This window comes from Methylomonas paludis (assembly GCF_018734325.1).
Classification (GTDB): domain Bacteria; phylum Pseudomonadota; class Gammaproteobacteria; order Methylococcales; family Methylomonadaceae; genus Methylomonas; species Methylomonas paludis.
The window spans coordinates 1,157,802-1,171,439 of record NZ_CP073754.1 but is presented as its reverse complement, the minus strand read 5'-3'; the positions used below and the strand labels follow the sequence as shown (position 1 = coordinate 1,171,439).

At 48.8% G+C, this 13,638-nt stretch carries 9 protein-coding genes; 4 read left to right on the top strand and 5 right to left on the bottom strand.

The window, feature by feature from the left end; translation table 11 throughout:
* Positions 1-4: 4 nt before the first annotated feature.
* Positions 5-1,090 (bottom strand): efflux RND transporter periplasmic adaptor subunit, encoded by a 1,086-nt coding sequence (locus tag KEF85_RS05345; protein ID WP_215583668.1) that lies wholly within the window; start codon positions 1,088-1,090, stop codon positions 5-7.
* A gap of 592 nt (positions 1,091-1,682) precedes the next feature.
* The gene (locus KEF85_RS05340) at positions 1,683-3,197 is read right to left on the bottom strand and encodes a DUF6399 domain-containing protein (protein ID WP_246535100.1); all 1,515 of its coding nucleotides are present in this window, start codon (positions 3,195-3,197) and stop codon (positions 1,683-1,685) included.
* 444 nt (positions 3,198-3,641) lie between these two features.
* Between KEF85_RS05340 and nhaR the strand changes: the two genes are divergently transcribed.
* Entirely contained in the window at positions 3,642-4,619 is a 978-nt protein-coding gene (gene nhaR / locus KEF85_RS05335; protein ID WP_246535048.1) for a transcriptional activator NhaR, read from the top strand.
* A gap of 49 nt (positions 4,620-4,668) precedes the next feature.
* On the opposite strand, the gene KEF85_RS05330 is transcribed toward nhaR, so the two are convergent.
* From KEF85_RS05330 to KEF85_RS05320, 3 genes are all read right to left on the bottom strand, one after another.
* A complete protein-coding gene (locus tag KEF85_RS05330; RefSeq protein WP_215583659.1) occupies positions 4,669-5,337 on the bottom strand; it encodes a carbonic anhydrase in 669 nt (222 codons plus the stop codon).
* Between the two features lie 225 nt (positions 5,338-5,562).
* Positions 5,563-5,799: a ribbon-helix-helix domain-containing protein gene (locus tag KEF85_RS17050; protein ID WP_425515590.1), complete on the bottom strand. Its 237-nt coding sequence runs from the start codon at positions 5,797-5,799 to the stop codon at positions 5,563-5,565.
* A 28-nt stretch (positions 5,800-5,827) separates the two neighbouring features.
* A complete protein-coding gene (locus KEF85_RS05320; RefSeq protein WP_215583657.1) occupies positions 5,828-7,867 on the bottom strand; it encodes an AsmA family protein in 2,040 nt (679 codons plus the stop codon).
* Positions 7,868-8,279: 412 nt separating this feature from the next.
* Between KEF85_RS05320 and KEF85_RS05315 the strand changes: the two genes are divergently transcribed.
* From KEF85_RS05315 to KEF85_RS05305, 3 genes are read left to right on the top strand one after another with little or no spacing between them, the layout of a single operon-like run.
* Positions 8,280-9,683 (top strand): PQQ-dependent sugar dehydrogenase, encoded by a 1,404-nt coding sequence (locus KEF85_RS05315; protein WP_215583656.1) that lies wholly within the window; start codon positions 8,280-8,282, stop codon positions 9,681-9,683.
* Positions 9,668-11,608, top strand: coding sequence for a 1,4-alpha-glucan branching protein GlgB (gene glgB, locus KEF85_RS05310; protein WP_215583655.1), 1,941 nt, complete (start codon positions 9,668-9,670; stop codon positions 11,606-11,608). The genes KEF85_RS05315 and glgB overlap by 16 nt, the downstream gene beginning before the upstream one ends.
* The gene (locus KEF85_RS05305; RefSeq protein WP_215583654.1) at positions 11,605-13,596 is read left to right on the top strand and encodes an alpha-1,4-glucan--maltose-1-phosphate maltosyltransferase; all 1,992 of its coding nucleotides are present in this window, start codon (positions 11,605-11,607) and stop codon (positions 13,594-13,596) included. The genes glgB and KEF85_RS05305 overlap by 4 nt, the downstream gene beginning before the upstream one ends.
* Positions 13,597-13,638: the final 42 nt, after the last annotated feature.

Below are 13,638 nucleotides of genomic sequence, written 5' to 3'. Positions count from 1 at the left end.
AGGATTACTCTGTATATAAATGCAACTCTGAGCGAACTTTATCGGAGGGCTTTAAATCAATTTTGACCTCTTCTCCGGAATGCACTTTGCGCAAACCTTCCAGCAAGATCTTGTCGTCGTCCTTCAATCCATCGGTAATGATAAACAGCTGAGGTAAATCGGCCTCTATTTTGATCAGTCTTTGCTCCAGTTTTCCTTCATTATTGATAATGTAGACATAGGTTTTATCCATGATTTCGAATACTGCTTTTTGGGGGATAATCAAAGCGTTTTTGTAAGGCTTGGTCATTAAAATCGTTCCGGTTTCCCCGTGCCTGAGCAGTTTGTCCGGATTAAGGAAGGTGGCGCGAAATTCGATATTTCCGGCAGTATTATCAAAATCAGCCTCTATGGTTTCGATGATACCGGGTTGATTAAAAATCTCGCCGTTGGCCATTTTTAACTTTACTTTGGTGCGGGTATCGTTATTGTGATGCTTTTTATAATCCAGATATTCCGATTCCGGCACATTGAAATAAACCCATAATTTGCTGATGTCCGATAGCGTGGTCAACAAGGCCCCTTCATCCAGCAGGCTGCCGTTTCTGACCAGCAGATGATCCATAATCCCTTCAAAAGGCGCTTTGATGTCGGTAAACCCAAGATGAGTTTCCGCTAATGTCACCTCGGCTTCCGCCTTGTCCAGCTTGGCTTTTGCCAAAGCCAATTCATTGGCCGATACAATATTTTGATCTGCCAGGCCTTTGGTATTGAGGTATTCGATACGCATATTATTGGCTTCGGCTTTTGCTGCCTGCAGCTCTGCCTGATAGATATTGGGCATGATTTTGAACATGGGCTGCCCCTGGTGCACCAATTGCCCTTCATCGACAAAAATATTCTGTAAGTAACCTCTTTCCAAAGCCCGCACTTCAATATGTCTAATGCCATGTATCTGACAGACATATTCTTTTTGGATGGCAGTGTCTTCACGAAAAGGTGTGGTTGCCTCATAGATAGGCGGTTCTTCATGGCTCTCGCTATCGGTTTTGTGGCAACCACTCAATAGCATGCTGACCAGGATTATTAACATCAGTGTTTTATTAATCATCGTATTAGAGCTTTAAATTTAATGAAGAATGTTGATTTAGGGGTGGATGGCTTTCAATTTATCAAGCATTGGATCAATTAGGTGCCGGCGCATAAATTTGCTTAACAACCCGGTAGATTTTGCAAAAACCATTACAGTCTTACGGCATTAGTATTTAAGCTACGCCCATGAGTTATAAAATAAATTCTATTACCCCGAAACAGCGTTTAAATCAGCGCAGCTTCAGGCCGATTAATTATCCCGGCAATAAAACAATATTTGTAATGTTGCTGATCCAGTCTTGGGGCGCCTCAGTAAAAAAACCAGCAATATAATTAAGTGCCCTCCATAACAACTAAAAAAACGACACAATTACATTAGCATAGACCATGCCATTTTTATAATGCCGCTGATAATAAAAAAACCAGCTAAATCAGGCATATTATTAACCGCATCACTAGAAGTGGTTTATATGAGCCAGCACTGTGGTTGGTATAAACCGTACAGTTGAAATCCATCGGTTTAAACACCGCCTATTACCGTTAAATAAAATCCGGCATACAAATTGTTAGTATTTTGCATAACCGGCTTGATGTATATCTCGGCTTCCAACTTAAGCCGGGACAGTTTTCAAAAACAATGGGTTATGAATAGTCCGCTCCCGCCCCTTTCTTGGCAGCGGAAGCTCGCCCATTTCAGCAACCAACCATAAAAACAAATCAGGAAACGTTTGACCAAACAAGCGCATTGCCGCTGTTGTTCCATCAGTCCGTTTGAGTCCGTAGTTATGAATCACTGTCAATGCCCTCAGGCGTTTTTCGGTCAAGCCACGGCCATTGTGATACATCTGCGACAGATAACCATTACGCCCCTCGACGGCGGAAGAACTGCGATGAAAGTTCCGCGCCATCCACTCTGCCCATTCCAACCAGCGTTGCAATTCGCTTTCCGACAGGGTTGCTGTGAAAGCATCAGTCTGTAAATGCTGCGCGGCTTGCTGCCAAGCCTGACGGTATTTTTCCCTTTGCCTGGGGTTTTGGGTTTTGAGCAGTTGCTGATGCCAGTACACCGTTGGTAACAGGGCATGAATCAGCCAGTAGTGCGTTGCCTCATCCACCGAAAGACCGGCTAGAATTTCCATGACCCATAGCCACCAGGTTTCTACATTGGACGCTAAGTCATTCAATTGATTACGAAACTTATTTATGGTCTGTTTTATGTCAGCAATAGATTGCGATTGCGCGATTTTTTCAAACGCCTGAGCGCGTTTTTCCAGACTGAAAGTCACCTGTTCCGCCCGATTGATTTTCTGGGTTTCTAACGAAAACGGATGAACATCTTCGGCAATGCTGGCCAGATTTTCGTGATAATCGGCGCGTGTTTCCTGTATCTGTTTATAGGCTCGTTCTGCATCAACGACCTGCACCAATTCGGCGAGGTTGTTGTCCGGTTTCTTTTTCAATAGCGCCTCAGCCGTTTCCAGTTGAGTTTTCGCTTGTTCGTGCCGCCTTCCCAGCGTTGCACCCAACCATTTGCTGACATCCTGCTGTGCATGAAAAATATCGGCACCTGATTGACAGTCAAACCCGGTAATAGCCAGTTTGATCAAGGCTTTGGCTCGGTCGCTGACGGCGTGGTTGACGTCAATACCCAACTCTTTTAGGCGCGGTATCGCTTTCTCAAACCAAGTATCGAAGCGACGGTCATGGCTGATGTCTTCCAGAATCAAATAACCGGACGACAAGTCCATCAGCACCAGGATGAGAAAATCACCAAAAAATGTTTCATCCATGGCGACTACGGCTGAACGTGTTTGAGCTGAAACGCCGCTTTCACAACGCTGCTGAAATACGGGTAACAGGCTTTCCATCCGGCTCAATTGCTGACGCAATGCCGATGAAGATATGCCCACATGCGTGTCAATGCGAATCAGCTTGAAAAATCGCGACAACTTGTCGGCTCCAACATGGCACTCCATGCCAAAACTGTACAGAACCGCAACCATCAATAGTTTCAACCAGGCTTCGCCTGCTTCGGTTTCCCATAGGGCAGATTCGGGATATTGATGGCGTCGGGCTTGCGCTTTTTGGTGCCGATGGACGCTACTTTTGGATCGATTGACCAGCACCGCCAATTGTCTAAGACTTTTCTTGCCACGGGCTACCAGTTCATTGATAATCGAGCGGTTCGTTGCACGGATTCCTTGTGTCGTTTTGTTTTTTTAGTCATTAACTCATGATACAGGACTGTGCGGCGAACGCTTGATTTTGTCCCGGTTTAAGTGGGTAGCCTATATCTCATTGCGCTGCTGCGGCCATGATGGATCTGTAAATCGTATTTTATTATCACAGCTCATTATTCGCGGCACTTACAATCCATTGGTAATTTCATGGGATTTTATATTGCCATAGAAAATATGGAATCATTAAGATTTTCCGGTATTGGCCGAAATCAATGCTGAGCCAAATAAACAGGTATTTATCGCTTGCTATGCTAATCAACACTTAATAGAATGAACTATATATTTTTATAGTAAATTTGAATTTATCTAACCTTAATATCGTTTTTAACGATGCAAAAACCTATGGAACGATTGAACTATCAGCATTTATATTATTTTTGGAATGTCGCCAAAGAAGGCAGTATTACCCTGGCCAGTGAAAAACTGCATCTGGCCCAGCCCACCATCAGTGGTCAGTTGACGGTTTTTGAACAGGCCATCGGTGAAAAACTGTTTTACAAAGAAGGTAGAAAACTGGCGCTGACCGATACCGGCCGAGCCGTGTTTCATTATGCTGAAGATATTTTTGCCCTGGGCCGGGAGTTGACCAACACCCTGAAAGGCCGGGTCAGTGGTCGCGGCTTGCGGATTAGTGTGGGGGTGGCCGATGCCTTACCCAAGCTGATGGCTTATCGTTTGCTGGAGCCGGCACTAAATTTGGCCGAACCCTTGCAGTTGGTCTGTATTGAAGACAAGGCTGAACGGCTGATGAATGAAATTATGCTGCACGGCATTGATCTGGTGCTGTCGGATATGCCGGCCACTCCAAGCGCAGGCGGCACACATTTGTTTAATCATCTGTTGGGCGAATGCAGCGTGGCGGTGTTTGCCATCCCGGAATTAGCCGTGCGTTATCGGGACAATTTTCCGTATTCACTTAATGCCGCCCCTTTGCTGCTGCCCACCACCAATATTGCTTTGCGCCGCTCGCTGGATCAATGGTTTGATACTGAAAATATTTGCCCGGATATCAAAGCCGAAATTGAAGACAGCGCTTTGCTGAAAACCTTTGCCGCCGCCGGGGCCGGCATGTTTGTGGCGCCTATCGCGGTGGCCAACCAGATTCAGCGCCAGTATGGTACGCAACTGGTGGGCCGGATTGATAATGTCTCCGAACGCTTTTATGCGATTACTGCGCAACGCAAAATCAAACATCCGGCGGTGATGGCAATATTGGCCCAGGCGCAAAGCCGCTTGTTTGATTTACTGAGCACGCCATTGACTATGCCTAATATCCAGACTACGCACAAATTTCCGGATCAGGCTTAACGCTTGTTTTTTATTTTAAACTCGGCGCTAAGCATGCCGATAATGTTGCTTAAATTTCTGCCGAAATCAGTTTATGTTCCGGGACGGCGACTAAGGTGCATTTTTCGGTTAGCACTTCAAATTGAAAACTTTGCGGATCGTAGCCGTAAACTTCGCCGGTTTCGATTTTATATACCCAGCCGTGCAGCTTGAGTTTGCCCCTGGATAAGCCGGAAGCAACCACCGGATGGGTGCGCAGGTTTTCCATCTGGGCCAACACATTCTCCTGAGTGGTGATACTGATTAAAGATGATGATTCTTTATCGGCATATTTGTCCTGGATGATGCGCCGGGTTGATTCGGCATGAGCCAGCCAACTGGTCAGCGCCGGAAATTGGCTGCTGGACGGCGGATTCAGCAGCGCATTCATGGCGCCACAGTGGGTGTGGCCGCAAATGATGATATCTTTAATCCCCAGCCCGGCTACCGCAAATTCTATGGTGGCTGCTTCGCCGCCATAGACTGCACCATAAGGCGGCACCAGATTGCCGGCGTTACGCAGGATAAACAGTTCGCCGGGTTCGGTTTGAGTCAGCAGATTAGGGTTGATACGCGAATCCGAACAGGTGATAAATAATGCATCAGGCGATTGGCCCTGTTTAAGCCGCTCGAACAGCTCACGCTGCGAACCAAACACTTTGGTTTGATATTGCTGCAGCCCTTTTATGAGTTTTTGCATGATTGTGCCCTATTTTGGTTTGCTCTGGTGAGTGATAGGGTACTGCAGATTTTGATATTGTTAATTAGAAAGATTAGAAGCTAGGCATAGGATTTCACGATGGTAGTTAGGGCGTTCATCAAGGTCTGCTAAATAGGGGTTCCGTTGTGGCTTACCCCATTTTTCCGTCGTATAACGACCAATGTTCTTCAAGTCACTAACTGCCCTCGGTGTAATCCGTTGCCGTCATGCCTCGTTATCCAACTCCTGAATAACAGCTGCAAATGAATAATTCTGTACAAATTCTCCTCTACTGGCTTGGGCGGCACCCTCAGCAAGATGTATCCGTAACGCTGCTAGTTTATGCTTGCGTTCCTCAAGCTCTCGCAAAGCATCCCTCACAACCTCACTTGCCGAGCCGTAACAACTTATGGGGTCAGGTCTTGTTATTTGCAGAATGCAAATAACAAGACCTGACCCCACTCAGAACACGCTTGCAGTCGAAAAACGCCTACTGATGAACGCGACTCTTTTTCTTCAATTTTGGCACTGGTTTAGCCTCTGAATAGGCTAGGGCATGTTGTATTAATTCGCGGCAATCGCTGTCTTTACCCAGCCCAAGTTCAATGAAAGGGATGATGGCAGCCACCGGGCTAAGCAATACACCCAGTGCTACTGCGCTGGAACTGCGCAAGGCCAGCGCTTCTGGATCCAGCCCGATTGCTGGTTTTTTCAAAGTACCGCTGACAATAATAGGGGTACGGGCACTGAGCAGGCTAAAATCTTTGGGATGCGCTTCGACCTTGGCAGCCAGGACTTCGTCTTTTAGATTGATGTGCATGGCGCCTGCTATATTAGAATCTGTGGTATCCAGTACAAACACGTCCGAATTCAACAATCCGTTCTTAACCTGGAAATCAGCGATTGCGCAGCGGATATCGGTGGATTGGTCTTTCCCCAGTAATAAAGGAATCGCTTGACCAAGGTTAAGCCCGGCCGCATCTACGATCAGTAAACTAATGCTGCCGCCAGACATCAGCAAAATAATCCGGCCATTACTGATCGCCAGCACCTCAGCCAGTGATTTGCCGCTACCTTTTAGCTGCAGCCGGCCGCCAAAATAACCGGATGATAAAGACTCGAATTGAGTTTTTGCAAAAAACTGCTTAAAACTTAAGCGCTTAATCAACAAATCCGATTCTATGCTGGCAATATCTGTTTGGCCATCCAATATTAGACTCCCGCTGATGCTTCCATAAGCAACGCCGAAATTGAATGGGTTCATTTTCAACACGCCATGTTCTATATTGAAACCGATATCCAGATCGTTTATCGGCAAATCCGGGGCTTTAATTTGATTGGCTTTAAGGCGTACAGTCATATCAGCGGCACGCAAGCGGATTAAATTGATCGGGATGTCAGGCAACAAATGCGGACTGGACTTTTCCCGTTCGGCCTGAGCTATTTGGGCAGGCGACAATATGCCTGTGGTTGGTGTGACGCCGATAAAACCGGCCAGGTCTTTCATATCAAGCAATTTTGAAACCAGCTCAGCTTTCACCAACCCTTGCGGTTTGCTGGTATCGTACGTTAATTCCCCGGATAAATCGCTGTCGCCCACCTGCCCCTGGAAGTGGTGAAATGCCCAAATCCCATCCTGCTTTTGTAAATGACCGTTTAATTTATAAGGCGGCGTCGGCGGCAAAGGAATACCGGTTAAATAGAACAGATCAGCCAGATTATCCCCGCGCAAATCAAGCTGCGCATTGACACCAGTCATCTGCACAGGATCAGCAAACGTGCCCTCCAGGCTGACACGGGTACTCCCCATATTGATATTGAGCTGGAGCGGATAAGGTTGGCTATTATTGCGCAGCATGGACAGTGAGCCACCCTTAGCCTGAATAGAAAACGGCTTATTCTGCAATGTCCCTTGGCCGGTGACACGATACACAGCCTGCTCCTGGCCTTCACCACCTTTGGCCAGCACGATAGTCAATTGGGTAGCCAATTGCTTGGGCACATCACGATACGTTAACTGACCATCGCTTATTAATAGACTGCCGATAATAGGAAAACTATTACGTTCATTAGGTAACGCCGCTTTGCCGGCAAGATTGGCTTTTGACATCAGCGGAAAATCCCAGTTGTTTTTAGTCGGGGTAAATTTTTCCAATATAAGTTTGGGTTTTACCAAACTGAGACTGGGTAAATTCAGTTCTGCCAATAACAATTTCCAGATCTTAATTTCGAAACTAAGCGTTTCAATCACCAACATATTTTTATCCTTGCTTTCGGATAGGTTAGCAATCCGCAACTTATGCAGTGACACTTTGGGCTGAGTCCAGTCCCAATCGATATCAATATCACCATCAACAGCAAATTCGCGATCGAGCAAGGCACTGCCTTTATTAGCCGCCACCCCCCGTACCCAACTGTTTGGCATCAGTATTATGCCAACAAAACCTATCACAAATAAAAACGCCAAGGCCAGACTAAGTCGGCGCAAAACTTTACTGACGCGGGTCGAACCTGAGTAAATACTGAGCATTTCAAATAGCCGGAAATAGTAAATAATTGAGAGCGCGACAGGCAAAGAACCGGCGTTATTAATTAACTCATGGTGTTTCTAAATTTTTAGCGCTGGTTTGAACCAGACTGAGCATAGGCTGCTGATCAGCGTAATCGCAATAAATTGCCGTGTCAGTACGGCAAGAGACATAACAGCCGATTTAGCGGGAGCCAAAATATGCCAGATAAGTAAGAGCCGCTGATTTATGCCCAGGTCGTTTGTTAGTCCGGATTCAGGCATTACGCAATGTACGATACCGTACCGACTGATACGAATATTGCGGCTAAATTACTTTTATATTTTGGACTCGGCCACTCCTGTACAGACCATTCAATTTGATCTCGGTACCTTGGCCGCTCGCAACCTGCAACCGGAATCGGGTTATATGCTTATGTACCCAAGATACTTCTTGTTATTCGCCTTGGTCGGCTTAGTTGTATCGGCCTGCGGCGAAGTCGCGCAATTACCGGTCTCTGCCGGCGTTGGCCCCCACCCCCAACTGCCGCCGCCTGACAATACCTTGATTCCGACTGTGAATATTGCTGCAGCAAAAGGTTGGCCCATGCAAGGCAAACCCTCGCCGGCAGCCGGATTGACAGTCAACAGATTTGCCGATGGGCTAGCTCACCCGCGCTGGCTTTATGTACTACCCAACGGCGATGTATTGGTTGCTGAAACCAATGCCCCGCCGAAGCCGGAGGATGGAACCGGTATTAAGGGCTGGATCATGCAGCAGATTATGAACAAAGCAGGTGCCGGTGTGGCTAGCGCTAATCGTATTACACTGCTGCGCGATATCGATGGCGATGGAGTCGCCGAAACCAGGTCTGTATTTATCCAAGGGCTTAATTCGCCGTTTGGCATGGCATTGATAGGCAATGATTTCTATGTGGCTAACACGGATGCAGTTATCAAGTTTCCCTATACCCAAGGTCTAACCCATATTGAAGCACCCGGAACCAAGGTGCTGGATTTACCGGCCGGGCTTATTAATCATCACTGGACTAAAAATCTGCTGGCCAGCAAGGATGGCTCACGGCTGTATATAACAGTCGGATCGAATAGTAACGCTGCCGAAAACGGCATAGCCCAAGAGGACGGTCGAGCCGCTATTTGGGAGTTTGATTTAAACCAAAAAAGTCAGCGTATTTACGCCTCCGGTTTACGTAATCCCAATGGCTTGGCTTGGGGGCCGAATGGCGATACGCTTTGGACTGTGGTCAACGAACGCGATGAACTGGGTAGTGATCTGGTGCCCGATTATCTGACTTCTGTGATTCACGGTGGATTTTATGGTTGGCCTTACAGCTATTTCGGCCAACATCTGGACGAGCGCATCCAGGCTCAGCGCCCCGATTTGGTCGCCAAAGCCCTTATGCCAGATTATGCGCTTGGACCGCACACCGCCTCACTCGGACTGGCTTTTAGCCTGAATAAGGCTTGGCAGACACCTTTTGACAACGGCGCTTTCATTGGCCAGCATGGCTCGTGGAACCGAAAGCCGCGTAGCGGCTATCGGGTTATTTTTATCCCTTTTAAGGATGGTAAGCCCTGTGGCGATCCACTGGATGTACTGACCGGTTTTGTGAGTGCCGATGACGAGGCATACGGCAGACCGGTGGGCGTTGCCATGCTGGACCGGCAAACCGCATTGCTGGTTGCCGATGATGTCGGTAACACCGTCTGGCGTGTCACGCCATCGAATCTTTCTGAGCTAACAGCCATGCCGCATATAGCAGACGCCAGTATCGGCGGTAACCCGTCCAATGAGGTTAGCAAATGTCCACAGCAATAAATTTTTCGGCAACGAATAGCGATGCAGACAGCCGGCTAACGGATTTTGATATCGCTTTGTTTAAACAGGGCGACCATTTTCGCCTGTATGAAAAGCTCGGCTCACATCTGGTTACTATTGATGGCGTTAGTGGTTGCCATTTTGCCGTTTGGGCGCCTAATGCCTGTACTGTAGCGATTATCGGCGACTTTAATGCTTGGCATGCCGAGTCTAACCCACTCCAGTTGCGCAATGACGACTCGGGAATTTGGGAAGGTTATATAGCTGGGGTAACCACTGCAGCGCGCTATAAATACCGGATCGTTTCCCACGACGGCAAAATAGCCGACAAGGCCGATCCGTTCGGGTTCAGTTGCGAAGCGCCGCCGTTAACCGCATCCCGGGTTTGGGATCTTGATTACACCTGGCAGGACCAGACCTGGATGGCGCAACGTCACCAAAAAAATCAGCTTAATGCGGCCTGTGCCATTTATGAAGTCCATTTGGGTTCCTGGCGCAGGATTCCGGAACAAGGCAATCGGTTCCTGACTTACCGCGAGATGGCTGAATGGCTGCCGCCTTATCTTAATGAGCTGGGTTTTACCCATATCGAGTTCTTGCCCTTGACCGAGCATCCTTTTTACGGCTCCTGGGGCTATGAGACCACCGGTTATTTTGCCGCCACGGCGCGTTATGGCAGCCCGCAGGATTTGATGTTTTTGGTGGATACCTTGCATCAGCACGGCATCGGCGTAATCATGGATTGGGCGCCGGCGCATTTTCCTGTCGATGCCCATGGTCTAGGTCACTTCGATGGTACCTATCTCTACGAACACGCCGATGTGCGGCAGGGCTATCAACCGGAGTGGCATAGTTCGCTTTTTAATTACGGTCGCTACGAGGTACGGGCATTTTTGACCAGCAGCGCCTTATTCTGGCTGGATAAATATCATATCGACGGTTTGCGTCTGGATGCGGTATCTTCGATGCTATATCTGGATTATGGTCGCAAGGAAGGCGAATGGATTCCAAATCGTCTGGGCGGCCGGGAGAATCTGGATGCAGTCAGTTTCCTGCGTAATCTGAATCAGGCGGTTTATCGTGATTACCCGGATACTCAAACTTTCGCCGAAGAATCAACGGCCTGGCCAATGGTTTCCCGACCGGTCTCAGCCGGTGGCCTGGGCTTTGGCTTGAAGTGGAATATGGGCTGGATGCACGATACTTTGTGCTATTTTGCCGAGGATCCGCTTAACCGCAAATATCACCACGCGCAGTTGCTTTTCAGTATCTGGTACGCCTATTCCGAGAACTTCGTACTACCATTTTCACACGATGAAGTGGTGCAGGGCAAAGGTTCGCTGATCGGCAAAATGCCGGGTGACGAATGGCAACAGTTTGCCAATTTACGTTTATTGTATGGCTATATGTGGGGGCATCCTGGTAAGAAACTATTATTCATGGGCTGCGAATTCGGACAGAAACGCGAGTGGCAGCACGATGAAAGCCTGGAATGGCACGTATTACAATATCCGCTTCACCATGGACTGCAGCGTTGGGTTGCCGATCTGAATCATTTTTACCGCAGTCAACCTGCTCTGTATCAGCAAGACTTCAGCCGCGACGGCTTTCAATGGATGGATTGCAACTACGCGGAAAAGAGCGTGATTAGCTTCATCCGCCGCAGCACCAACCCAGACGATACGCTATTAGTGGTCTGCAACTTTACCCCTGTGGTTCGCGAAAATTATCTGATCGGCGCGCCTAGCGGCGGGGTCTGGCAGGAAGTGCTGAACAGCAATGCCGAGCTGTATGGCGGCAGCGGCAGCGGTAATTTTGGCGGTGTCGAAGCCGCCCCAATATCCAGCGGTGAAATGTATCACGCGCTGATGCTGTGCTTACCGCCGTTGGCAGTGCTTTTCTTCAGGCAAGGCCGTGCTTTATGACCAGCATTTCAACGATTGACGGCAGACGCAGAGTAGTGATCGAAAATGTGCAGCCGGTCATTGATGGCGGGCGGTTTCCAATCAAGCGCGTTATTGGTCAGCGCGTCACAGTGGAAGCTGATGCTTACACCGACAGCCAGGATACCTTGATCTGTCTATTGCGCTACCGGCACGAAGCGGAAACAGACTGGCATGAGCTTGCCATGTCGCCGCTGGCCAGTGACAGATGGCGCGCCTCATTTGAGGTAAGCAAACTTGGCCGGTATTTCTATACCCTGACGGCCTGGGGTGATGGTTTTTTTTCCTGGCGGCAGGCATTTGCGCGACGCAATGCGGCAGATGATATCGGCTTGGCACTGCTGGCGGGTGCGTTATTGGTCGCTGAGGCGGCGCTGCGCGCCGTTGGTCATGATAAGTTGCAGCTTGAAGACTTTGCTGCGGGATTGCGTACGGTTAAACCCGAGGCCGGCAATGAACTGGCGCTATCCGAAGCCTTGGCAAACCTGATGCGGACTTATCCTGAGCGCAGTCTGGCTACAGATTATGCTGTTACTTTATGTGCATGGGCAGAGCCTGTAACAGCCCAATACAGCACATGGTACGAATTTTTTCCGCGTTCCTGCAGTGGTGACGCCATGCGGCACGGCACCTTTGCCGACTGCGAAAAGCACCTGACTTATGTGGCGGCCATGGGTTTTGATGTGGTGTATTTGCCGCCTATCCATCCGATAGGTCAGAGTAAACGCAAGGGCGCGAATAATACGCCGTCAACTAACCCGGCGGATGTCGGCAGCCCCTGGGCTATCGGCGCCGCGGACGGCGGCCATAAAGCAATACATGGGCAATTGGGTAACCTGGAAGACTTCCAGCGCCTGATACAGAAAGCCCAGACCCTAGGGATAGCTATCGCCTTGGATATTGCCTTTCAGTGTGCTTTGGATCATCCCTATGTACAAGAGCATCCGGAATGGTTCAGCCAGCGAGCTGACGGCAGTATCCAGTATGCCGAAAATCCGCCCAAGAAATACGAAGACATTTATCCGTTTAATTTTGCAACCGCAGCCTGGCGCGAGCTATGGCAGGAACTGCTGGATGTGATTTTGTTTTGGGTCGGGCAAGGTGTGAGTATTTTTCGGGTCGATAATCCGCACACCAAGCCATTCCAGCTTTGGGAATGGCTGATAGCCGAAGTGAAGCACGACCATCCTGAGACAATTTTTCTTGCTGAAGCCTTTACCCGGCCTAAAGTCATGTATCGACTCTCGAAGCTGGGTTTCAGTCAATCCTACAATTATTTTCCGTGGCGCAATACCAAAAGCGAAATCGAGACCTATTTCACTGAGCTTAGCAGCTTGGCAGTGCAGGAATATTTTCGGCCTAATCTATGGCCGAATACGCCGGATATCCTTGCCGAGTATTTGCAATTCGGCGGTCGCCCGGCGTTTATGTTGCGTTTGGTGTTGGCGGCTACGCTGGGTGCCAGTTACGGTATCTACGGCCCGGCTTATGAGTTGATGGAGGCCTCTCCCAGAGCAGCAGGCGAAGAAGAATACCTCGACTCCGAGAAATACCAACTGCGCCGCTGGGATATTGCCCGTGCTGACAGCCTGAAAGACTTTATCGCGCGAGTGAACCGAATTCGCCGGGAAAACCCGGCATTACAGCAAAATCAGCGCCTGCATTTTTTGACTGTGGACAATGAGAGTCTGCTGTGCTTTGCCAAAATTGCCGGGGATGAGACCGATATCATTCTGGTGGTGGCCAATCTCGACCCTCATCATACCCAGTCCGGCTGGGTAACCTTGAACCTGGAACTGCTCGGTCTGGATGAAACACCTTTCCAGATGCACGATTTATTAAGCAACGCCCGTTTTTTGTGGAACGGTAGCCGAAACTACGTTGAACTGAATCCGCTAGTTGCACCAGTGCACATTTTTAAACTGCGGCGCCGGGTACGCACAGAACATGATTTCGACTATTTTCTCTAGCCGAGTTCCTAATCGCGAATAGCAGCCAAATCAGGATGAAGG

Coding starts and splice junctions, on each gene's coding strand:
- KEF85_RS05345 (WP_215583668.1), bottom strand. CDS start 1,090: ATGATTAATAAAACACTGATGTTAATAATCCTGGTCAGCATGCTATTG.
- nhaR (WP_246535048.1), top strand. CDS start 3,642: ATGCAAAAACCTATGGAACGATTGAACTATCAGCATTTATATTATTTT.
- KEF85_RS05330 (WP_215583659.1), bottom strand. CDS start 5,337: ATGCAAAAACTCATAAAAGGGCTGCAGCAATATCAAACCAAAGTGTTT.
- KEF85_RS05320 (WP_215583657.1), bottom strand. CDS start 7,867: ATGCTCAGTATTTACTCAGGTTCGACCCGCGTCAGTAAAGTTTTGCGC.
- KEF85_RS05315 (WP_215583656.1), top strand. CDS start 8,280: ATGTACCCAAGATACTTCTTGTTATTCGCCTTGGTCGGCTTAGTTGTA.
- glgB (WP_215583655.1), top strand. CDS start 9,668: ATGTCCACAGCAATAAATTTTTCGGCAACGAATAGCGATGCAGACAGC.
- KEF85_RS05305 (WP_215583654.1), top strand. CDS start 11,605: ATGACCAGCATTTCAACGATTGACGGCAGACGCAGAGTAGTGATCGAA.